The sequence below is a fragment of the Halomonas elongata DSM 2581 genome (assembly GCF_000196875.2).
GTDB lineage: Bacteria > Pseudomonadota > Gammaproteobacteria > Pseudomonadales > Halomonadaceae > Halomonas > Halomonas elongata.
The window spans coordinates 1614828-1638340 of sequence record NC_014532.2 but is presented as its reverse complement, the minus strand read 5'-3'; the positions used below and the strand labels follow the sequence as shown (position 1 = coordinate 1638340).

The 23513-nt window shown below is 66.8% G+C and carries 13 protein-coding genes; 10 read left to right on the top strand and 3 right to left on the bottom strand.

The genetic code is table 11. The features are described from left to right. Nucleotides 1-13: 13 nt before the first annotated feature. Nucleotides 14-2023: a TonB-dependent receptor domain-containing protein gene (locus HELO_RS07775; RefSeq protein ID WP_013332169.1), complete on the bottom strand. Its 2010-nt coding sequence runs from the start codon at nucleotides 2021-2023 to the stop codon at nucleotides 14-16. Nucleotides 2024-2136: 113 nt separating this feature from the next. Further along, nucleotides 2137-2307, bottom strand: a complete 171-nt coding sequence (gene hemP, locus HELO_RS07770) for a hemin uptake protein HemP (protein ID WP_013332168.1) — start codon at nucleotides 2305-2307, stop codon at nucleotides 2137-2139. Between the two features lie 394 nt (nucleotides 2308-2701). Here hemP and HELO_RS19340 point away from each other — a divergent pair, with 394 nt between their 5' ends. The 10 genes from HELO_RS19340 to HELO_RS07720 all read left to right on the top strand — a co-directional run bounded on the left by HELO_RS19340 (nucleotide 2702) and on the right by HELO_RS07720 (nucleotide 22653). Beyond that, complete coding sequence (locus tag HELO_RS19340; RefSeq protein WP_041602004.1) at nucleotides 2702-4729, top strand: capsular polysaccharide biosynthesis protein; 2028 nt, start codon at nucleotides 2702-2704, stop codon at nucleotides 4727-4729. 1 nt (nucleotide 4730) lies between these two features. Next, the gene (locus HELO_RS07760) at nucleotides 4731-5969 is read left to right on the top strand and encodes a capsule biosynthesis protein (RefSeq protein ID WP_041602003.1); all 1239 of its coding nucleotides are present in this window, start codon (nucleotides 4731-4733) and stop codon (nucleotides 5967-5969) included. After that, the gene (locus tag HELO_RS07755; RefSeq protein ID WP_013332165.1) at nucleotides 5966-6730 is read left to right on the top strand and encodes an SDR family NAD(P)-dependent oxidoreductase; all 765 of its coding nucleotides are present in this window, start codon (nucleotides 5966-5968) and stop codon (nucleotides 6728-6730) included. Before HELO_RS07760 ends, HELO_RS07755 begins: the two co-directional genes overlap by 4 nt. Next, nucleotides 6727-8301 (top strand): LTA synthase family protein, encoded by a 1575-nt coding sequence (locus HELO_RS07750; protein WP_013332164.1) that lies wholly within the window; start codon nucleotides 6727-6729, stop codon nucleotides 8299-8301. Before HELO_RS07755 ends, HELO_RS07750 begins: the two co-directional genes overlap by 4 nt. Beyond that, nucleotides 8298-15752, top strand: a complete 7455-nt coding sequence (locus HELO_RS07745) for a type I polyketide synthase (RefSeq protein WP_041602002.1) — start codon at nucleotides 8298-8300, stop codon at nucleotides 15750-15752. Before HELO_RS07750 ends, HELO_RS07745 begins: the two co-directional genes overlap by 4 nt. After that, nucleotides 15749-17080, top strand: coding sequence for an aminotransferase class I/II-fold pyridoxal phosphate-dependent enzyme (locus tag HELO_RS07740; RefSeq protein WP_013332163.1), 1332 nt, complete (start codon nucleotides 15749-15751; stop codon nucleotides 17078-17080). The genes HELO_RS07745 and HELO_RS07740 overlap by 4 nt, the downstream gene beginning before the upstream one ends. Nucleotides 17081-17295: 215 nt before the next feature. After that, a complete protein-coding gene (locus HELO_RS07735) occupies nucleotides 17296-18861 on the top strand; it encodes a BCCT family transporter (protein WP_041602001.1) in 1566 nt (521 codons plus the stop codon). Beyond that, nucleotides 18858-20876: a CocE/NonD family hydrolase gene (locus HELO_RS07730; protein ID WP_041602000.1), complete on the top strand. Its 2019-nt coding sequence runs from the start codon at nucleotides 18858-18860 to the stop codon at nucleotides 20874-20876. The genes HELO_RS07735 and HELO_RS07730 overlap by 4 nt, the downstream gene beginning before the upstream one ends. A gap of 65 nt (nucleotides 20877-20941) precedes the next feature. After that, complete coding sequence (locus HELO_RS07725; protein ID WP_013332161.1) at nucleotides 20942-21850, top strand: LysR substrate-binding domain-containing protein; 909 nt, start codon at nucleotides 20942-20944, stop codon at nucleotides 21848-21850. A gap of 227 nt (nucleotides 21851-22077) precedes the next feature. Continuing rightward, nucleotides 22078-22653 (top strand): manganese efflux pump MntP, encoded by a 576-nt coding sequence (locus HELO_RS07720; protein WP_013332160.1) that lies wholly within the window; start codon nucleotides 22078-22080, stop codon nucleotides 22651-22653. A gap of 383 nt (nucleotides 22654-23036) precedes the next feature. Here the strand turns inward: HELO_RS07720 and HELO_RS19295 are convergent, their stop codons facing one another. Then, nucleotides 23037-23207 carry a hypothetical protein gene (locus HELO_RS19295; RefSeq protein ID WP_174208844.1) on the bottom strand — a complete coding sequence of 57 codons (171 nt, stop codon included), beginning with the start codon at nucleotides 23205-23207 and terminating at the stop codon, nucleotides 23037-23039. Between the last annotated feature and the right edge of the window lie 306 nt (nucleotides 23208-23513).

The following is a 23513-nucleotide window of genomic DNA, read 5'->3' as shown; positions in this document are numbered from 1 at the left end:
GTGACCTCCGCTTTCACCACTGCAAATTGAAGGAAGCAAACAGGCTGCGCCCGTCACCGAGTGCGCCACTGGGCCGGTACCAAACCTTGTCGCCGAGATTGCTCAGGCGCAGCGACGTGCTGAAGGCCGGCGTGACCCGCCAGGCCAGTTGCAGATCGTGCAGGCCGTAACCGGGCAGGCTGCCCTCGTCGTCCGGCCGCTCGTATGAGTCGGCGAAGCGCCCTCTCCAACCCAGCGTGAGCGCCTGGTCGAGCAGGTCCAGGTCGGCGCCCAGCGTGGCTTCCAGAGGCGTCTCGCTGCCCAGCGACTCACCGCTGTCGCGATCCTTGCCCGACACCTCGGAGAGTCCGGCGATGGCCCGGAATTCGGGCCACGCCTCGGGCTCCCAGGCCAGCCGGGCATCGAAGCCCCAGAGTCTGGCACGCTGGACGTTAACGGCTTGTGTCGTGCCGGCAGCGATATCCACTTCACTGTCGATGAAGTCATCGGCACGGGTATCGAAATAGCTGGCACGCAGTTTCCAGTCCCCCCGCTCCCAGGCGAAGCCACTCTCCCAGGTGCGACTGGTTTCCGGCTTCAGGTCGGGGTTGGGCACCCAATAGTTGTCGGGAAAGCAGAATCCCGGCGCGGGGCAGAAGCCGGCAAAATGACGTTCATCGGCGTAAAGTTCGGAAAGACTCGGCGCGCGGAAGGCTTCGGCATAGCCGCTGTAGACCATCAGCCCCTGAGCGGGGCGCCAGGACAGGCGTAGCCTCGGCGACCATTGCGTCTCCTCGGTGCTGCGCCCGTCGGCGCCCTCGGCATCGTAGCGGTCATAACGCGCGCCCAGTCCCAGATCGAAGACACCGAGGCCGCCCTCGGCAAGATGACGACCCGCCGTCAGGGTGTCCTCGAGATACAGGGCCTGGGTATCGATATCGGCATCGGGGAAGCCCGACGCCCCACCGCCGGGACGCTGGCTGGCACGATCCACCTCAGCGCCGAACACCAGGGTCTGGGTCAGCCAGCCATGCTCGATACGGTGATAACCATCGCTCTGCAGCCCCCAGCGCTCCAGGGTGCGATTGGCCTCGCTCTCGTCGATCTCCTGCCGGCTGAGACTCAGCCGCGAGGTCACCTCGCTGGCGTTGGCGGGACGCCAGCGGTGGCCCAGCTGCACGTTGTCGCTGGTCACCTGGCGTCGCCGATGCTCGCCCTCGTCACCGAGCTGCTGCGGATTGGCCGGTTGCGTGGCCGTCTCGTCATAGCGCTGCCACTGGGCGAAGAGCCGGTTCCGCTCATCGGGCTCCCAACCGCCCTTGAACAGCAGACTATCGAGTTCGGCATCCTCCGGCGCTTGCTGTCCGCCGGCACGCCGAATGTCGCCCGATTCGCGACGTCCCACGGACAGCAGGCCGTCGACACGACCCTTGGCCGTGTCCTGCCTGCCGAAGGCACTGAAGGCACCGCCCAGCTCGTCGCGGGCCGTGCTCCCACCCAGCGACAGCCGCATGCCACCCCGTTCGCCCGGCTGCAGCAGATCCGTCGCCTCCACCGTCTCGAAGCTCACCACCCCACCCATGGCATTGCTTCCATACAGGCTCGACAGGGCCCCTCGGGCGATCTGGACCTCGCGTATCAGCCAGGGATCGATATAGAAGGTGCCGAGATGGCCGGTGCCGATGTCCTGACGGACACCGTCGAGACGAACCTGCACCCCGTTGGAGTCGAAGCCGCGCAGGCTCAGGGTCTGGCCATTGCGGCGTCCGCTCCCTGCAATATGCAATCCGGGCTGCCGAGAGAGCACATCTTCAACGCTCGATGCCGTGGAAAGCGCCGGATCGTCCCGCTCGATGACATCCAGGATAAGGGGTGCGCGGAATGGGTCACCGGGCAGACGCGTGCCGGTGACGGTCATCGAGCTCAGTTCCTCCGCCGAGGCGTTTTCGCTCGACTCGGCCATGGCGGCCTGAGTCACAAGCTGGGTGGCAAGAAGAGGCAGGCTCCACACCATGGCAGTGGCGAGGGAATGGCTGGATTTCATATGCCAGGGCTCCCGGACAGTTTCCGTGGTTCGGATGGCTGGCTGGGAGCGGTGGCACCGCACCTGGCTGGCATTGTTGAGAATGAAGGGCGCGAGCTTCGGGTCTCGTTCACTCAAGCCGTCAGGATCAGCTTGCCCAACCGCGTCCGCCTCAGGACATAACGCCGCCCTTCGTGATGGATGATCAAGCGGCCATCCCGCCCCAGCAGGGTCTCGCTATCGATGGCCTTGGCATCCTCTTCGCGGCGTTCAGGCGTGGATGGGGACTTCCCCCGAGCATTCATGAGACAAGATCCCTTTTGCTAATGATAACGATTATCAAAACAGATTTATACCACTCCCCCGACACCCCTTCAAGAACTCCGGTAAATCCACTCTTGTTCACCTAGGACGTCGAGCCAAATCGCTATCGGCCTGATACACTGGCCATTTTGGCCGTGTTCATACACGTTCACATGCTGCCGGGCAGGCAGGATCTGCCGTGCTGGCATGCAATATTCATGGCAAATGGCATTCTCGGCCCCGGTCAGCCGGACCGCGACGAAGATTGCCGGCCGGGAGCCACAAGCGATAGGGAGATTGCCCACTCCAGGCAGCGAGATCGATCACGGTGCAGCGGATGCACAACGCGAAAAGGTCAAGCATCGAATAACGCCCAAGCTACAAAGGATTGTCTTTTTGGCCACGACAGCCTCAGGAACCCTCGCCGTCGCGACCCGGCGCATGCTCGCCCTGCCCACGCTGCGCGCCTGTCTGCCCGAGTTCCAACGGCTCTGTCATCTCGGTTCTCCACGCGCGCGTCATGCCGGCGCCGTGGCCGGATGGGGCCTCAAGCCCAGCACACGCAAGGCCCGCGAGCATGCCGATCGCCATCGGCTGCCCTATATCGCCATCGAAGATGGCTTTTTGCGCTCATGGGGGCTTGGCGTGGAGGGGCACCCGCCCCATAGCCTCGTCGTCGACCCGCTGGGCATCTATTACGACGCCAGCCGGCCCTCGGCACTGGAAAACCTGATCCTGGCCGCCGAGCACACGTCCGAGGCGGAGCTCGCGCGTGCCAGAAGCGGCATGCAACAGCTGCGCGAACTGCGGCTCTCCAAGTACAACCATGCTCCGGATCGCCCGCTGTTCGACGACGACCGGCCGCGCGTGCTGGTCGTCGACCAGACTGCCGGCGATGCCTCGATCCCCGGCGGCCTGGCCGAAGCCGACGACTTCCAGCGGATGCTGGAGAGCGCCCGAGCCGAGCACCCCGAGTCGGAGATCCTGGTCAAGGTCCATCCCGACGTCATCGCCGGCAAGAAAGAGGGGCATCTCCTGGCGGCCGGCCAGCTCCCCGGCTGCCGCCTGATCGGCGAGACCCTGAGCCCCTGGTCGCTGCTCGATGCGGTGCATTGCGTGCATGTGGTCAGCAGCCAGTTGGGCTTCGAAGCCCTGCTGGCCGACAAGCGCGTCGTCTGCCACGGCGTGCCCTTCTATGCCGGCTGGGGGCTTACCGACGACCGCCGGCACTGCCCGCGGCGCGGCGTCCCCCGCTCGCTGGCACAGGTCTTTGCGGCGGCCTATTTCGGCTATGCCCGCTACGCCAACCCCTACACCGGCCAGGCCGGCGACTTCGAGCAGACCCTGGAGCTGATCGGCGACCAGACTCGCCAGCAGCGCCGTCTGGCGGGGCGCTGGGTCACCTACGGGCTGTCGTCATGGAAGCGCGGTTTCGTCGGCGACTTTCTGGGCGATGGCACCGCCATTCGTCACCTGCGCCATAACAAGCCCCCGGAAGGCGCCGAACGCGGCGAGCGCCTGCTGTGCTGGGCATCGCAACTGGACAGCGCCGCCGAGCAGCGGTGTCGCGAGCGGGACCATGTCCTATGGCGCATGGAGGATGGCTTTCTGCGCTCCATCGGCCTGGGCGTCGACCTGGCCCGCCCGCTCTCCCTGGTCGTCGATTCACTCGGCATCCATTACGACGCCAACCGCGAAAGCGAACTGGAACGCACCCTCAACGAGGCCAGCTTCCCGCCCGCTCTATTGCAGCGTGCCGCCCGACTGCGCGAGCGGCTGGTCGCGCTGCGACTCTCCAAGTACAACGTCCCCGGTGCACGCCGCCTCCAGCGCCCCGAGGGTGGTCGCCTGCTACTGGTACCCGGCCAGGTGGAAACCGACGCCTCCATAGCCCACGGCACCTTCGACATTCGCACCAACGGCGATCTGCTTGCCGCCGTGCGCCAGGCCAATCCCGAGGCCCGCATCCTCTACAAGCCGCATCCCGACGTGACGACTGGTGCCCGGGTCGGCGCCCTGAGCCCGGGCGACGAACGGCTCTACGACCTCGAGGTCGGCGACGTCGATATCGTCGATTTGCTGGACATGGTCGACGAGGTCCATACCATGTGCTCCTTGGCGGGATTCGAGGCATTGCTCCGGGGACGTCGTGTCGTCACCTACGGCATGCCGTTCTATGCGGGCTGGGGGCTGACCGAGGATCGTCATGCCTGCCCGAGACGTCGCCGGTCTCTCGAACTGGACGCCCTGGTCGCGGCCACCCTGATCCTCTACCCGTTGTATGTCGATCCGGGCAGTCGACGACTCTGCAACGCCGAAACCGTCGTGGCCCTGCTGGAACAGCGCCGAGCCGACCATCATCAACCCGCGTGGCGAACGCACCTGTATCGCTGGTATCGCAATATCTTCATCGGAAAGCATTAACGTGAATTCGCCGAAACGCTCATTCTTGTTCCTCCAGGGTGTCTGCTCGCCATTCTTCCCCCGCCTGGCGAAGCGACTGAGGGCCGATGGCCATCATGTCGCCAAGGTCCATTTCGCCGGTGGCGACATCGCCTACTGGTCGCGCCACGCCGGCCCGAGTCATGCCTTTCGCGGCAAGCTGGAGGAACTCCCGGATTTCCTGGCCGATCTCTGGGAGCGGCATGGCACCACCGACCAGTTGCTGTTCGGCGACCAGCGCCCCATTCACCTGGCCGCCGCCAAGGCCGCCAGGAAGGTGGGCATTCGCAACCAGGTACTCGAAGAGGGCTACTTCCGCCCCCACTGGATCACCCTGGAGCGCGAAGGCGTCAACGGTTATTCGCTGCTGCCCCAGGAGGCCGACTGGTATCTGGAGGTCGGCCGCCAACTGCCCGATCCTCCGCCGGCCAAGCGTTTCCAGACATCGTTCAAGCGCCGCGCCACCCACGATGTGCTCTACCATCTGGCCGGGCTCGCCAATCCCGCGCTGTTTCCCCGCTATCGCAACCATGCGCCGGTCACTGCGCCCGTCGAATACGCCGGCTATATCAAGCGCTTCACCCAGTTGCACTGGTGGAAGCCGCACGATGCCGAACGCATTCGCGCCCTGGCCGAAGGCAAGCAGCCCTATTTCGTGCTGCCCCTGCAGCTCAATGGCGATGCCCAGATCCGCAATCACTCGGCTTTCGCCGACATGCCGGAAGTGATCGAGTACACCATGGCCTCCTTCGCCCGCCATGCGCCGTCGGACAGCCTGCTGTGCATCAAGAACCACCCGCTGGACATGGGCCTCATCGACTACGCCGGCCTCATTGCACGCCTCGAGAAGCGCTATGACATCGCCGGACGCGTCGTCTATCTCGAGTCCGGCGATCTCAACGCATTGTTCAAGGCCGCCACCGGTACCGTGACGGTCAACAGCACCTCGGGTATCGTGGCGTTGGAACATCGTTGTCCGACCATCGCCCTGAGCCAGCCGATCTACCGGCTCGACGGCCTGACGTTCGACGGCGGGCTGAACGACTTCTGGCACCATGGGCAACCGCCCGACGAGGAACTGTTCCGCTGTTTTCATCGTACGGTCATGCACACCGTGCAACTCAACGGAGGCTATTACTGCGACACCGGCATCGAGCTCGCCATCGACAACGTCGCGGCCAGGCTCGAAGCCACCATTTCTCCGCTCGAGGCCCTGCTATGACCGCACCCCGCAGCTTGTTGATCACTGGTGCCACCGGCGCCATCGGCAGCGCCCTGGCCAGGCATTACGCCTCGCCCGGCGTGCGCCTGATCCTCCACGGTCGCCGCCGGGAACCACTCGACGCCCTGGCCGACGAGTGCCGACAGGCTGGTGCCGAGGTCGAGACAAGCCGGGTGGACCTGACCGATGACGTTGCCCTGAGCGACTGGCTGGAACAACTGACGCTGCCCGACGTGGTCATCGCCAACGCCGGCCAGAATACCCATGCCGAACCGGGGCGGGAGATGGAAGACTGGTCGGCCACCAGCCAACTGCTGGCCATCAATCTACGCACGCCCATGGCCATGGCCGAGCGACTGGCGCCGCGCATGGCCGAGCGCGGCCATGGCCGGATCGTCTTTCTCAGTTCCCTGGCCGCCTGGCACGGCCTGCCGCTGACGCCCAGCTACAGCGCCAGCAAGGCCGGCATCAAAGCCTACGGCGAAGCCCTGCGCGGCTGGCTGGCACCGCGCGGCGTGGGCGTGACCGTGGTCATGCCCGGTTATGTCAGCTCGCCGATGTGCGAGTCCATGCCCGGCCCCAAGCCCTGGGAAATCGACCCCACGCGTGCCGCCCGCCATATCGCCAGGGGCATCGAGCGCAACCGGGCGCGCGTCAGCTTCCCCTTTCCGCTCAACCTGGGGTGCTGGAGCCTGGCGGTACTGCCGGCCGCGCTTTCCCAGCGCCTGCTCGGCCTGATGGGTTACGGGAGGCCTTCATGACGCGGGCGCTACTGTTGCCCTGGTGCCTGGGCCTGCTCGGCAGCTTCATCGCCGAGGCCGCCTTGCGACCGACCACCGCGCCACCCTGGCGTCGCCCGGTGGCGACCCTGGCCGTCCACCTGGGCAGCTGGGGCGTGCTCTATGGATGCTTCACGCTGGTGCTGCAGCGCCCCTGGTTCGCGATGGTGCTCTTCCTCGCCCTGCAGCTCGTCGTGGTGCAATCCAGCAACGCCAAGTCGAAGACCCTGCGCGAACCCTTCCTGTGCCAGGACTTCGAGTACTTTCTCGACGCCATCCGTCACCCGCGCCTGTACATTCCCTTCTTCGGCATCGGGCTGGCCATCGGCGCCAGCCTCGCCGGCCTGGCGACCATCGTCGGCTTCATGGTCCTCGAGCCGTCACTGCTGTCCCGTCATGGCACCTTCGACTTCCTCATCGGAACGCTCCTCGTCATCGCGCTGTCGGCCCTGCCTCTGGTCGTCGGACTCCGCTGCCTGCCGGCCTGCCGACTCGATCCCGTCGACGACACCCATCGACTCGGGCTGATCAGCGCACTCTGGGCCTACGGCCTGCTGGCACGACACCCCCTCGAGGCAAGCGACTCGCCCTACACGCCCGCTCCCGAGCCGGCCCCTTCCAGGGAGCGCCTGCCCCATCTGGTCGTCGTGCAGAGCGAATCCTTCTTCGACCCTCGCCCCTGGCACGGCGGCCTGCGTGACGACCTGCTGGCGAACCTGGATGCCCTGACCGAAACATCGTTGATGCACGGCAGCCTCAGGGTGCCGGCCTGGGGCGCCAACACGGTACGCACCGAAACGGCCGTACTGACCGGCCTCGACCGAGACACTCTGGGCGTTCATCGCTTCAACCCTTATCACCAGTTGGCGCGCCACCGCGTGCCGAGCCTGGCCGGCGAACTGAAACGACTCGGCTATCGAACCGTCTGCCTGCATCCCTATGCCGCGAGCTTCTATCAGCGCGACCAGGTCATGCCGCAGCTCGGTTTCGACGACTTCATCGACATACGCGCCTTCACGGCCGCCGACTACTGTGGCCAGTACGTCGGTGACCTGGCACTGGCCGACAAGGTTGGCAGTCTGCTCAATGAACCGGATAATGAGCCGCTGTTCGTGTTCGTGATCACCATGGAGAATCACGGCCCGCTGCAATTCGACGACCGGGCGGAGGACGCGGCCCGCGACCTGCTGAGCGCGGACGCGCCACCCTTGCCGGACGACTGCGGGGAGCTGGCCAGCTATCTGGCCCACCTGCGCAATGCCGATCGCATGGCCGCCTGCCTGCGTCGGCAACTGGAGGCGACGCCCCGGGGCGGGCTACTGTGCTGGTATGGCGACCATGTGCCGATCATGCCCGAGGTCTATCGGCATTATGGCGAACCGGACGGTGACACGCCCTATCTGTTGTGGTCGAGCCACGGTCGGGGAAGCCGGCCCCAGGCGTTTACGCCGCTTGCGGCAGAACAATTGAGTCAACGGATATGGCAAGCCGTCATCGATCAGGCGCAGCACGCCCATGACGGCAGCAACCAGGATCATCGGGAGCAAGCATGACAAGACGCGTGGCCATCATCGGTGTCGCCCACCGGATGCCGGGAACCACCCCGGAAGACTTCTGGCAGGACCTGCGAGCCGAAAAGGACCTGGTGACCCAGGTCGCGGCCGACCGTTGGAGCCATGAGGTCTTCCAGCACCCCGACAAGCGCAACCCCGGCACCAGCGTGACCTTCGCCGCCGGCAGCCTGGGCGACATCAGTGGCTTCGACGCCGACTTCTTCGGCATCTCGCCCCGCGAAGCGGCGAACATGGACCCCCAGCAGCGCATGCTCCTGGAATTGACCTGGGAGAGCATGGAAAGCGCCGGCATACCGCCCTCGCAGCTACGCGGCAGCCAGTGCGGCGTCTTCCTGGGCGTCGCGGCGCTGGACTATTCGTACCGCTACACCGGGGACATGGCGGCCATCGACGCCTCCACCGCCACCGGCAACACCTCGAGCATCGCCTCGAACCGGCTCTCCTACCTGTTCGACCTGCACGGCCCCAGCATGTCGGTGGACACCGCCTGCTCATCGTCGATGGTCGCCTTCCACCAGGCGTGCCAGGCGATCCGTGCCGGCGAGACGAGCATGGCGCTGGCCGGCGGTATCAGCCTGCACCTGCACCCTTATGGCTTCGTCATCTTCTCCAAGGCCAGCATGCTCTCGCCCTCGGGGCGCTGCCGGGTGTTCGATGCCGACGGCGACGGCTATGTGCGCTCGGAAGGCGCCGGCATGTTCCTGCTCAAGGACTATGACCAGGCCGTGGCCGACGGAGACACCATCCTCGCCGTGGTCGCCGGCTCGACCGTCAATACCGACGGTCACAAGCAAGGGCTCACCGTCCCCAATACCGAGGCCCAGGTCGCCCTGATGCGCCAGGTCTACGAGCGGGCCGGCATCGACCCGAACGAGATCGACTATCTCGAGGCCCATGGCACCGGCACCGCCGTCGGCGACCCCATCGAGACCCGAGCCATCGGCGAGGCACTGGCCAAGCGCCGGCAGTCGCCGTTGCCCATCGGCTCGGTGAAGAGCAACCTCGGTCACCTGGAAACCGCCTCGGGTATCGCCGGTCTGGCCAAGGCGCTCTACAGCCTGCGTCACCGCGAAGTGCCGGCGACCATCGGCATCCGTCGCCTCAACCCGAAGATTCAATTCGACGACTGGAATCTTGAGGTCGTCACCCAGGCTCGCCCGCTGAAGCAGGAAGGCCGCCTGATCATCGGCGTCAACTCCTTCGGCTTCGGCGGCGCCAATGCCCATGTCATCCTCGAGAGCCCGCCCGAGACGCCTTCGCCGGCCTCTCCCCCGGTCTCCGACGAGCCATTGCCGCTGAAGCTCTCCGCACGCAGCGAGCCTGCCCTGCGGGCCATGGCCGGCCGACTGGCCGATTGGCTGCGCGATACCGACACCGCCCTCTACGATGTCGCCGACACGCTCTACCAGCGCCGCGATCACCATACCGATGGCGCCCTGCTGTTCGCCGCCGACAAGCAGGACGCCGCCGAGCGCCTGGCCGCCTTCGCCGACCCCGAGCGGAACCCAGGCAAACGCCCGGTGATCCAGGGTCGACGTCTCGACGCCGCCCAGGGCCCCGCCTTCGTCTACGCCGGCAACGGCTGCCAGTGGGAAACCATGGGCCGCGACCTGCTCGCCGACTCCAAGGTCTTCGCCGCCGCCATCGACGAGGTCGACGCCCTCTTCCAGCGTCACGCCGACTTCTCGCTGCGCGCCGAACTCGCAGGCGACAACGGCAGCGAGCGCTTCGTGCACACCGAGATCGCCCAACCGGCGCTGTTCGCCTTGCAGGTCGGCATCACCCGGATGCTCGCCGCCCAGGGTATCGAGCCCATCGCCGTCACCGGCCACAGCGTCGGTGAAGTGGCCGCCGCCTGGGCCTGCGGCGCCCTGTCGCTGGAAGACGCTGTACGCGTGATCCACCTGCGCAGCCACTTCCAGGGGCTGACCCGTGGGCAGGGCGAGATGACCGCCGTGGGCCTCGGCGCCGAGGCCATCGCCGCCTATCTGGAACGCCCCGAGTACTGCGACATCCATCTGGCCGGCACCAACAGCGCCCAGGGTGTGACCCTGGCCGGCCCCGCCGAGGCGCTGAGCCGGCTGGAAGCCGAGCTGAGCGGCCAACGCCACTTCGCCAAGCGCCTACCGCTGGACTACGCCTTCCACAGCCCGGCCATGGACCCCATCCGCGATGACCTGATCGCCGCGCTGGCTGGGCTGCATCCCCGGCAGGCACGCATTCCCTACATCTCGACGGTGACCGGCGAGGAGCTCGACGGCGAACGGCTCGACGCCGACTACTGGTGGCACAACATCCGCCAGCCCGTGCGCTTCGACGACGCCGCCCGAACGATCACCGCCGACGGCACTAACGTGCTGGTCGAGATCGGCGCCCACCCGATCCTCAAGCGCTACCTGAGCGAAGCGCTGCGCGAGGCGGAGCTCGACGGCCTGGTCATCGGCACCCTGGAACGCGACGTGCCGGGGCCGGTCTGTCTCGACCGTGCCATCGGCCAGACGCTGCTCTCCGGGCTCGAGACCGACATCGACCACTGGTTCCCGGTGACCGGGTGCCTCGCCGAACTGCCCCGCTATCCCTGGCAGCGCGAGCCCCACTGGATGCCGACCACCTCGGAAGCCCTGGGACTGCTGTCGCGCCACTACGAGCATCCCCTGCTGGGCTACCGCCTGGCGCAGCACACCCTGACCTGGGAAAGCCAGCTCGACACCGGCCGCCAGCCCTGGCTGGCCGACCATGTGGTGGGCGACGCCGCCATCTTCCCCGGCGCCGGCTTCATCGAACTGGCCCTGGCCGCCGCCGCGCGCTGGCGCGAAGCCACGCCGCTCGACGTCGAAGAACTCGAGATCCAGGCCCCGATGATGCTCGATGGGCAGCACGGCCGGCTCACCCGGCTGGCCATCGCCCCCGAGGACGGCCGCGTCACCATCCACTCGCGGGAACCGGCCGTCGGCGTGGAATGGCAACTGCACGCCACCGCCCGCATCATGGCCCAGAGCCGTGGCCTGTTGCTGGAGCACGCTGCGCCGGCCCTGCCCGAGCGAGCGCCGGACCTGGAACTGGACGAGCACCTGGCCATGGCCAGTCGTCTGGGGCTGGACTACGGCCCGGCCTTCCAGGCCATCGACCGTGCCTGGGTCGAGGGCGACAGCGTCATCGGCCGTGTACGCCCCACGCCAGCCATCGAGGAACAACTGGCACTGCAGCACCTGCACCCCGGCATCCTCGACAGCGCCTTCCAGCTGTTCCTGCCGCTGCTGGCCCGCGACGGCCTGGAAGCGCGCGGCATGGCCTTCGTACCGGTTCGCGTCGGGCGCATCCAGTGGACGCCGGAAGCCGGACGCCCGACCCTGGCCCGGGCCCGCCTGCTCAAGCGTGCGCCCTACTCCTTCACTGCCGACTTCGAGCTCTTCGACGAACAGGGCCGGGCCGTGGCGGTGGTCAGCGAGACCCGCTTCAAGGCAGTACGCCTGACCCAGTCCGCCAAGCAGTCACTGAGCCATCTCGATGTGCGCCTGACGCCGGCGCCGCGCCCATGGAATCGGCAACCGGCGGATCTCACCGCGCTCGAGGCCGCCATGCCCCGACTGGTCGACGGCTACGTCGAGGCCACCGGGCAGCGCTATGCCAGCGAGGTCGCGCCCTTGCTCGACCGGCTGGCCGAGGCCTTCGCCGCCGAGGCGCTGGACGACGAACTGCATGACGGCGTACTCGGCCACTCCCGCTATCAGGCACTCGCCGACGCCCATCCTCAGGCCCGCCCCCTGCTGGACCAGTTGCTGCGCCTGCTCGAGGACGCCGGTCGTCTCGAGCGCGGCGAGAATGGCTGGACGCGAGTCGCGGGCGACGACGAGATCGACGCCACCACCATCTGGCGACTGCTGGCCCAGGATTATCCGGGCCATATCGGTCCCATCCACCGGCTCGGTCGCTTCGGCCTCAACCTGCGCGACCTGCTGGCCGGCCATCGCGATGCCGGCGACATCGGCCTCGACCGCGACCGCCTGACGCGCCTCAATCGCCAGTTGATCGGTCACGACGGCTGGCGGGCCATCGCCACGCCCCTCGGCGAGGCATTGGCCGACACCCTGGCGCACCTGGCCGAGGGGCAGCGCCTGACCCTGCTCGAGGCCGGTGTCAGCGCCCCGGCACTGGGCGAGCGGCTCGCCGACCTGGTCGATCCCGATCGCTGCGACTACCGCATCCTGACCGCCGGCGAGCTTGCCTGGCAACACGCCGAGCAACTGCGCGAACGCCAGCCGCTGATCGAGGTGGAGTCACTGGAAGCGCCGGCCGAACAACCGCCGCAGGGCGCAACGGGACAGGCCCAACTGGCCCTGGTCTCGCTGGATGTCACCAACCGCGACCTCAGCCGCCGCCTGATCGAGGCGCTGCCGCAACGGCTGGCGCCCGGTGCCCGAGTCCTGCTACTTGGCGTCGCGCCCTCCGCCTGGCTCGACACCCTGCTGGTCACGCCCGGCCTCGATGACGAGCACGCTGCTCCCGCTGCCTGCGAGCTCGATGATGTCACCGAGCTGCTCACCCGCCTCGGTGCCGAGCAGGTTCAACCATTGCCCCTGGAAGACGACGCTGGCGCTTATCTCGTCCATGCCCGTCTTCCCGACACTCTCGACGCCAGCGAAGACGTCACCGCCTCCCCGGCCGACTACCTGCTGGTCGCCGATGGCGCGAACCAGGCGCTCGCCGAACGCCTCGCCGCCGACCTGGAACGCCGCGGCCATCGCGCCGCACTCGGTGACGAAAGCGCCGCGGCGCGGGCCACGCACATCGTCGACCTGCGCGACACCGGCCTCGAGCGCTGCCAGCAGGCGGCACGCTGGGCGAGCCTCGTCGAAGCCAGCGCCGAAGGCCACGACGCGGCACCGAACCTGTGGCTGGTCACCCGCGACGTGGCCGCCATCTGGGGCGATGCCTCAGAGCCGGCGAGCCGCCCGGGCGCCAGCGACGACGCCGCCCTTTGGGGCTTCGGCCGTTCCCTGGCCAACGAAGCCCAGGGTTTCCGGGTCCGTCTGCTCGACTTGCCCGGCGGCGATCTTGAGGAGAGCGCCTTCGAGGCGCTGGGCGCAGAACTCGCCGCGCCCGACGACGAGACCGAAGTGGCCATCGACGCCCACGGCACCCGTTTCGCCACCCGACTGCGCATCCTGCCCGCGCCAGGCACCTCGACGGCTGCGCCGGAAGCGCCGCGCAACGCCATGACACTCGGCTTCCCGCTGCCCGGCCAATTGCGCCACCTGGCCTGGCAGCCGACCGCCCTGCCGGAACCCGGCGAGGGCGAGGTGGAGATTCGCGTCGAGGCCACCGGCCTCAACTTCCGCGATGTCATGTACACCCTGGGACTGCTCTCCGACGAGGCCATCGAGAACGGCTTCGCCGGCCCGACCCTCGGTCTGGAATTCGCCGGCGTGGTCAAACGGCTCGGCCCCGGCGTCGAAGGCGTCGCGCCGGGCGACGCAGTGCTCGGCTTCGGCCCGGCCAGCTTCAGCGACCGGCTGATCGCCAGCCAGCACGCCATCGCCCCGCTGCCCGACAACATCGACTTCGCCGCCGCGGCGACGATCCCGACGACCTTCTTCACCGTCTACTACGCGCTGAAGCATCTGGCCCGCCTGTCACCCGGCGAGCACGTGCTGATCCACGGTGCCGCCGGCGGCGTCGGGCTCGCCGCCATCCAGGTGGCGCGCTGGCTGGGTGCCGAGATCCACGCCACCGTGGGTGCCGAGGAAAAAGGCGACTTCCTGCGCCTCAGCGGCATCGAGCGCCTCTATGACTCGCGTTCGCTGACCTTCGCCGAGGAGATCCTCGCCGACACCAATGGGCGCGGCGTCGATGTGGTGCTCAACTCCCTGGCCGGCGAAGCGATCAACCAGAACCTGCGCGTGCTGCGTCCCTTCGGCCGCTTCCTGGAACTCGGCAAGCGCGACTTCTACGAGAACACCCACATCGGCCTGCGGCCCTTCCGCAACAACCTCAGCTATTTCGGCATCGACTCCGACCAGTTGATGAAGGCGTGCCCGGAACTCACCCAGTCGCTGTTCAGCGAGATGATGGCGCTGTTCGAGGACGGCACCTTCACACCGCTGCCCTACACCGCCTTCGGCAATCGCCAGGTGGTCGAGGCCTTCCGCTACATGCAACAGGCCCGCCAGATCGGCAAGGTGGTGGTCACCCAGGACCAGCCCCTGCGCGCCGAGGCCACGGAAACCGAGATGCTTGCCGCGCCGGAGCTGCCGGCCGATGCCACCTATCTGGTCACCGGCGGCCTCGGCGGCTTCGGCCTGCGCAGCGCCCAATGGCTGGCCGAACGCGGTGCCCGCCACCTGGTGCTGGTCGGTCGACGCGGCGCCGCCTCACCGGAGGCCGACGAAGGCATCGCCAGGCTCGAAGCCATGGGCGTGACGGTCGAGGCCGCCGCCTGTGACGTTGCCGATCGCGACGCCCTGGCCGCACTGCTCGAACGCTGCCGCGCCGAACATCCACCGCTCAAGGGCATCATCCATGCCGCAGCGGTGATCGAGGATGGTCTGATCCGCAATCTCGACGACGAGCGCATCGCCCGGGTACTGACGCCGAAAATCGAAGGCGCCCGCCACCTGGATGCGCTGACCCGGAACGACGAGCTGGATTTCTTCGTGCTCTACTCCTCGGCGACCACCCTGTTCGGCAACCCCGGCCAGGCCAGCTACGTGGCCGCCAACCACTGGCTCGAAGCCCTGGCGGCCAGCCGCCGCGCCGCGGGACTGCCGGCTACCTGCGTACGCTGGGGCGCCATCGAGGACGCCGGCTTCCTGGCCCGCAACACCCGCACCCGCGACGCCCTGCAGGAGCGCCTCGGCGGCTCGGCACTGCGTGCCGACGACGCCCTCGAGGTGCTGGGTCGCATGCTCGCCGCCCCCAGCCCGAGCCTCGGCGTGCTGGAGCTGGACTGGTCGGCGTTGGCTCGCTCGCTGCCCACCGCCGAGACGCCGCGCTTCTCCGAGATCGCCCGTACCGCCGGCGACGAAGGCCAGCAGGACGATGCCGACCAGGACCTGGCCCGCCTGCTCGACGAGCTGTCGCCCGAGGAGCTCCACGCCACCGTCACCGAGCTGCTCAAGTCGGAACTCGCCAGCATCCTGCTGGTGGAGGAAGACAAGATCGACGTACACCGCTCGGTCTATGACATGGGCTTCGACTCGCTGATGGGCGTGGAACTGATGACCGCCATCGAATCCCGCCTCGGCGTTCGCGTGCCGGTCATGGTGCTCAGCGAGGCCTCGACCCTCGACAAGCTCAGCGGCGTGTTGATCGAGCGCCTGACGCGCGGCGACGATGAGGAAGCCGACGACGATGCCGAACTGGCTTCGCTGGCCGCCCGCCACGGCACCGAGGCCGTGCCTGAGGTCGCACAGGAGGCATCCGCCCGATGAGTCAGGACACGTCTCGCCACGATCTCAAGCGTCAACTCCTCGACGGGGCGCGTAAGCGCAAGCGTTCGCGTCCTGCGCCGGATCGCGACAGTGCCCCCGGGGCCTCCGCCGGCCAGGTGTCGGAGCGGCTGACCCGCTTCGACGCCCATCCCGGCTATCAGCAACTGACCATGATGCGCGAGGCGGCCCGGCGCCTCGGCCTGACGGACCCCTTCTTCCGCTGCCACCAGGGCAACGCCGGCGCCACCAGTCGTATCGACGACCGGGACGTCATCAATTTCGCCAGCTACAACTACCTGGGTTTCTCCGGCGACCCGCGGGTCAATCAGGCCGCCATCGATGCCGTGCAGCACTACGGCAGTTCGGTGTCGGCCAGTCGCATCGTCTCCGGTGAGCGCCCCATTCATGGCGAACTCGAGCGCGCCATCGCCGACACCTACCAGGTCGACGATGCCGTGGTCTTCGTCAGCGGCCATGCCACCAATGTCTCCACTCTGGGCTATCTGCTGGGGCCCGGCGACCTGATCCTCCACGACGAGTACATCCACAACAGCGCGCTGGTCGGCGCCCAGCTCTCGGGCGCCCGGCGCATGGGCTTCGCGCACAACGACGCCGATGCCCTGGAAGACCTGTTGCGCCGCCACCGCGCCCAGTTCGAGCGTGTCGTGATCGTCATCGAGGGGCTCTACAGCATGGACGGCGACCTGCCCGACCTGCCGCGCTTCGTCGAGATCAAGCGTCGCCACCAGGCCTGGCTGATGGTCGACGAGGCGCACTCCTTCGGCGTGCTGGGCGAGCACGGGCTCGGGCTGCGCGAGCACTTCGAGGTACCGCCCGAAGCGGTGGACATCTGGATGGGCACCATGAGCAAGACGCTGGCCGGTTGCGGCGGTTACATCGCCGGCTGCCAGCCCCTGGTGGACACCCTGCGCCACCTGGCGCCGGGCTTTCTCTACAGCGTCGGCATGCCCGCCCAGGTCGCGGCCCCTTCGCTCAAGGTGCTGGAACTGATGCGCGAGGAACCGCAGCGCACCCATCGGCTCCAGGCCATTTCACGCTATTTCCTGGAGCAGGCCCGCGGCCTGGGACTGGATACCGGCGACAGCATCGGCGCCGCCGTGGTGCCGGTCATCATCGGCAGTTCGGCACACGCCGCCGCGCTTTCCCATACCTTGTTCGAGCGCGGCATCAACGTCCAGCCGATCCTGCACCCCGCCGTGCCCGAAAAGAGCGCCCGCCTGCGCTTCTTCCTCTCCTGCGAACACACCGAACAGCAGGTCGACCGAACCCTGGATGCCCTGAACGAGGAACTCGCCCGGTTGCAGTGACCCGCTGACAGCCAGACCGTCGATTCCCGCAGGCCCGGCTCACGCCGGGCCTTGTCGTTGCATGCAGAAAGTCCGTTCATCGCTTGCCAGGGCATGCGCGGATGTCATACCCCCATGCAGACCCTTCGCTGTCATCCCCATGGTGCGGGCCGTTAAGGTATCCAGCCATGCGCCGGGGACATTCCGGTGACAACACAATAAGTGGAGAGATGCCCATGATCCATCACATGCGGCCCCTGGTTTTCTGGCCGACCTTTCTCATCCTGCTCACCGCCGTGATCGGCAGCCTGGTCGATCTGGAGGCCTTTCTCGGCTTCACCAGCCAGCTCAACGACGCCATCCTGGAACGCTTCTCCTGGCTGTTCAGCCTGGGCAGCCTTTACCTGCTGGTGCTCGCCATTGCGGTGTATGTCTCGCCGCTCGGACGCATCCGCATCGGCGGCGAGAATGCCGAACCGCTGCTGTCGAAGACCCGCTGGTTCTCCATCACGCTGTGCACCACCCTGGCGGTCGGCGTGCTGTTCTGGACCACCGCCGAGCCGCTCTACCACCTGATGGGGCCTCCCGCATCGCTGGGCATGGAAGCCGGCTCCACCGAGGCGGCGCTGTTCGCCATGTCGACCATGTTCCTGCACTGGACCTTCACGCCCTACGCCATCTACGCGGTCCCGGCGTTGATCTTCGCCCTGGCGTTCTACAACCGCCGGCAGAAGTTCTCCATCAGCAGCATGCTTGAGCCGGTCTTCGGCCCTCGCATCACCCGCTACTCGGGATTGATCGATGCCCTGGCACTGTATTCCCTGGTAGCCGGCATGGCCGCGACTCTCGGCACCGGCGCCATCACCCTGGCCGGCGGCCTCGGTCAGTACATCGAGGGTGATACCAACCCACTGCGCCTGGGCCTGATCATCGCGGTGATCGTGGTCACCTTCGTGCTCTCGGCCGCCAGCGGCTTGAAGAAGGGCATCGCCCGGCTCTCGGCACTCAACGCCTGGCTGCTGCTGGTGCTCGGCCTGTTCGTCTTCGTGTTCGGCCCCACGGCGTTCATGCTGCAGATCGGCGTGGAGTCGTTCGGCGTCTACCTCGACAATTTCTTCACCCGCAGCCTGTTCACCGGCGCCGCCGGCAACGACCAATGGCCGCACTGGTGGTCGATCTTCTACTGGGCCATCTGGTTTGCCTGGGCGCCCGTGGCATCGCTCTTCCTGGGGCGCATCTCGCGCGGCTACAGCGTACGCGACTTCCTGCGCATCAACCTGCTCTACCCGTCGTTGTTCGCCGCCGTGTGGATCGTCATCTTCTCCGGCGCCACCCTCTATTTCCAGATGCGCACCGGAATCGACCTGCACAGCGTGCTCGACGACCAGGGCGTGGAACACGTTCTCTATCGACTCTTCGGCGAGCTGCCGCTGTCCGGCCTTTGGGTGCCGCTGCTGCTGTTCATTGCCTTCATTTCCTATGTCACCGCGGCGGACTCCAACACCGACGCCATCGGCAACCTCTGCACCCGTGGCCTGACCGCCGACTCCGATTTCAGCGCCGGTATTCCCATGAAGATCATCTGGGGCGTGGTGGTCGGCATCATCGCCTGGGTCATGACCAGTTTCGTCGGCATCGATGGCGTCAAGATGCTTTCCAATCTCGGCGGCCTGCCCGCCCTGGTGATCATCCTGCTTGCCAGCGGTTCCCTCTGGCACTGGTTACGCGACCCCAGCGCCCTCGAATGCCCCGACACCTCAACCAATCACGAACAGCTCGACGCACAAGGCCAGCCGCAATGAACGTGAAGACCGACTTCCCGCATCGTATCCGCGAGATCGAGCACCTGGAGATTCCGCTCTCGGACGGCACCCGACTCGCTGCCCGCATCTGGCTGCCGGAAGGGGCCGAGGAACATCCGGTACCCGCCATCCTCGAATACCTGCCCTACCGAAAACGCGACGGCACGGCGGTGCGCGATGAGCTGACGCATCCCTACTTCGCCGGTCACGGCTATGCTGCGGTGCGGGTCGACATGCGGGGCAACGGCGAATCCGAGGGGTTGATGGCCGATGAGTACCTGCCTCAGGAACAGGCCGACGGCCTCGAAGTGATCGACTGGCTGACCCGCCAGCCCTGGTGCAACGGCAAGCTCGGCATGATGGGCATCTCCTGGGGCGGCTTCAATTCGCTGCAGTTGGCAGCGCTGAAGCCCGAACCGCTCAAGGCCATCATCACCCTGTGCTCCACCGACGACCGCTACACCGACGACATCCACTACAAGGGTGGCAACCTGCTGCACGAAAACCTGGGCTGGTCGGCCACCATGCTCAGTTTCTCGGCGGCGCCGCCCGACCCGGCCCTGGTCGGCGAGGTGTGGCGCGAACGCTGGAAGCAGCGTCTCGACAACATGCCGCTGCTGGCCGAGACCTGGATGAGCCACCAGACCCGAGACGCCTACTGGAAGCATGGCTCGGTCAACCAGAACTACACCGACATCGAGGCCGCCGTCTATGCCGTCGGCGGCTGGGGAGACGGCTACAAGAACAGCGTGCCGCGCCTGCTGGAACACCTCCAGGGGCCGAAGAAGGGACTGATCGGCCCCTGGATTCACAAATATCCGCACTTCGCCGTACCCGACCCGGCGATCGGCTTCCTCCAGGAAGCGCTGCGCTGGTGGGACCACTGGCTGAAGGACATCGATACCGGAATCATGGACGAGCCGGCCGGCACCTTCTATCTCCAGGATGCCCTGCCGCCCAAGCCCATGTACGCCGAGCGCCCGGGCGCCTGGGTGCGTACCGAGGGCTGGCCCTCGGAGAATGTCGAGCACCGCCCCTACGCGCTGACCGAAACCGGCCTGGTCGCCGGCGACGAGCCCCTGTCGGAGGCCCGCACCGTCGACTCGCCGCTCACCGCCGGCAGTCACCAGGGCGAATACTGCGCCATCTGGTTCGGTCCCGACTTGCCGGGCGACCAGCGCCAGGACGACGCCCTGGCTCTGTGCTTCGACAGCCAACCGCTCGAGGCACCGCTCGACATCCTCGGCAAGCCACGACTGCGCCTGCGACTGGCCAGCGATCAGCCCTGTGGCCAACTCACCGTGCGCTTGAGCGACGTACGCCCCGACGGCCAGGTGGCCCGCATCACCTATGGTGTGCTCAACCTGTCGCTGCGCGATCATGACCACCTGGAACCGCCGGTTCCGGGCGAGCCCATGGACGTGGATCTCGAACTCGACATGATCGGCTATCGCCTGCCCGCCGGGCACCGCCTGCGCGTGGCGATCGCTTCGGCCAACTTCCCGCTGCTGTGGCCGACTCCCAGGCGCGCCGCGCTCACCCTGCAGCCCGGCCTGCAACGTCTCGAGCTGCCCACCTATCAGGGCGAGACCACCGACGACCCCTTCGAGGCCCCGGAGAGCGCCCGTCCCGCCGATGTCGATACCCAGCGCAGCCCGGCGCCACGACGTACCATCCAGGAGGACGTGGCCAGCGGCGAAGTCACGGTGATCGTCGAGGACGACCTGGGGGCCATGACGCTGAACGACCACGGCTATCGGGTGGCGCAGTCATGCCAGGAGCGCTATACCGCCCATCCGGAGGATCCGAGCCAGGCCCGTGCGGACATCGTCTGGCACTACCGGGCCGGCCGCGACGAAGGTCCCGGTCGCTTCGATGTCAGCGTGGAAAGCCGCTACCGGCTGACCTGCGACGAGACGACCTTCTTCATCGAGGCCGAACAGATCGCCCACGATGACGGCGAGGAAGTACACCGCAAGCACTGGCGGACGGAAGTGCCGCGCCGGGCGATCTGACGATGCCCCCAGGCGGACATGATATCCTCGGCGCCACGACGAGTTTCCCATCGCCGAGGATTTCCATGAGCGGACGCGACGCCTTGCCCCCGCTGCAGTGCCTTAAGGCCTTCGAGGCCACCGCCAGGCATTGCAGCTTCACCCAGGCCGGCCGCGAGCTCAACCTGACCCAGAGCGCCGTCAGTCGCCAGATCAAGCGCCTGGAGGAAGACCTGGGCCGTCCGCTTTTCGAGCGTGTTCCCGACGGTCTGCGCCCGACGCCGGCCGCGGATCACTATTACCGGGTCGTGCGTCGCCTGCTGCGCGACCTGGCCGACGAGACGGCCCGCCTGCGTCGCCATGGCGACGACCACCAACTGACCCTGGCCACCAGCCCTACCATCGCCTCCATCTGGCTATCCCGGCACTTGCCCGAATTCCAGCGGCAGCATCCACACATCGAAATCCGGCTGCTGACCATGGAGGATCCCTACCGGCTCGATCTCACCGAGTTCGACCTGGGGCTCTACTATCACCTCGAGGGGCAGGTCGATCCGCCCGGCCTGATGGCCGAGACGGTGTTTGACGAGGAAAATGTCATCGCCGTCTGCAGCCCTCACTACACCCGGCACCACGGCGAGGTCGGAACGCCCGAGGCGCTGCTGCGGCAGCACACCCTGCTGGTGCTCGAGGACCACTTCAACGACTGGTTGACCTGGCAGGACTGGTTCAAGGCCCTGGAACTGACCTGGCATGAGCCGACCCACTGCCTGCGCGCGAACAGTTATCAGGTCCTGCTGAACGCCACCCTCGCCGGCCAGGGCATCATCCTGGGCTGGGAACAACTCCTCGCCGACGAGTTGCGCCAGGGTCACCTGCTGCGAGCCTTGCCCCAGGCCTTGCCCAGCCTCGGCAAGCTCTCGTTGCTCATCCCCCAGCATCGCCATCTCACCCAGGCCAGTCGCACCTTCCAGCGCTGGCTGGCTCGCCTTTAAAGAAGGCATGCGCGCATGACATTCTCCATTCGCTCATGTAAGCTCATGCTCGTTCTTGGGGAGTAGCCTGCTTCCAGCGCTGTCAGCGTGGGAAGTCCCCGTGTCAACACACTCGGCGATCAAGCCGTGGCACGGGAGGCCGAAAGGTTGGCGAGACCAATGATGTCACCGCGCTGTACCGACAGCGCACGTCGTCATGGCCTTTCACCCCGGGAGCCGATCACAGCATGTCCCTCTTCTCGACGATTTTTCTCGCCTTCTCCATGTCCAGCGATGCCTTCGTGGCTTCGTTGAGCAAGGGAGCGGCCCTGCCGGCACGCCCCAGCCTGCGCCAGGCCCTGCGCACCGGCCTCGTCTTCGGCATCATCGAAACCCTGACGCCCCTTCTCGGCTGGACACTGGGCCTGTCGATGGCGCAGTACGTCGCCGCCTGGGATCACTGGATCGCCTTTGGGCTGCTTTCGTTGCTGGGCGCGCACATGATTCACGAGGGGCTGCAAAACGAGGAGGCCGACGCCACCCCACGACGTTCGGCCCCCTCGTTCCTTCGTCTGGTGATGACGGCCCTGGCAACCAGCATCGACGCCCTGGTGATCGGCATCACTCTGGCCTTCATGGACGCCAACATCCTCTGGACGTCGCTCGCGATAGGAACCGCCACCCTGCTGATGACCACTCTCGGCGTCATGCTCGGACGTGTGATCAACACGATGATCGGCAAGCGGGCGGAGATCCTCGGCGGCCTCGCCCTCTGCGGCATCGGCGTCGCGATCCTGGTCGATCACCTGGGATTGCTGGCCTAGCAATGTCCTTTCTTGGCCTGCCCAGGCGGACAGAATCGACCCCGATCATGGTGCCGGTAATCGCGATCACGGTGGCGGTAGTCACGATGCCGGTAATCCCGGTGGCGATGATCACGATGATACCGGTCGCGATCCCAGGCGCGGTCATGGTAGCGCCCGTCATCATCGATAACGATGGCAGGAGCGGGATCGATGCGGGCTGGGTGATAACTACAGCCTGCCAGCCCCGCCATAACCAGAGCGCCTAGTAACAGCGAAAATACACGCATGGGGAATCTCCCGCTTGAACAGTTGATCCCATGCTAGCAAGCCATATGCCGCCTGCCCTGTGGCAGAATCGCGACACCCCGTGGCAATGCGGTGTAAAGCCCGGGGTTGCTCGGTCAGCAGCGCCCTTTCTTGGCCTGCCCCGGCGGGCAGAAATCGCCTCCACCACCATGTCCACCATCGTCGATGATGACTGCAGGCTCCGTGGAGATTCGGGCCGGCTCGTAGCTGCAGCCGGCGATAGCCCCCCCCAGCATCGCCACCATTGCACACAGGATCATACGCATAAGGTCGTTCCCCCTCAGGTTCCGGTTGCCACGACGTCTTCCGCTTCCGTCTCCCACCTTACCAAACGGCACTCAACACAGCACTCGGCCCCCCTTGCCCCTGGTGACCGAGTCGCTCGCTCAGGGACCGTTGCTATCCCAACCCCCCCCCCTCTGACGCCGGGTCTTCTCCCTTCCCAGGAGAAAAATGTAACAGAACGTCAATGCAGACAGAGGTTTTGAGCCAATCTTCCCGCCGTTACGGTAACGATGCATTGATCAAGACAGTAATACTCTGTTCAGGCCAGCTCTCATCTGACCGACGGC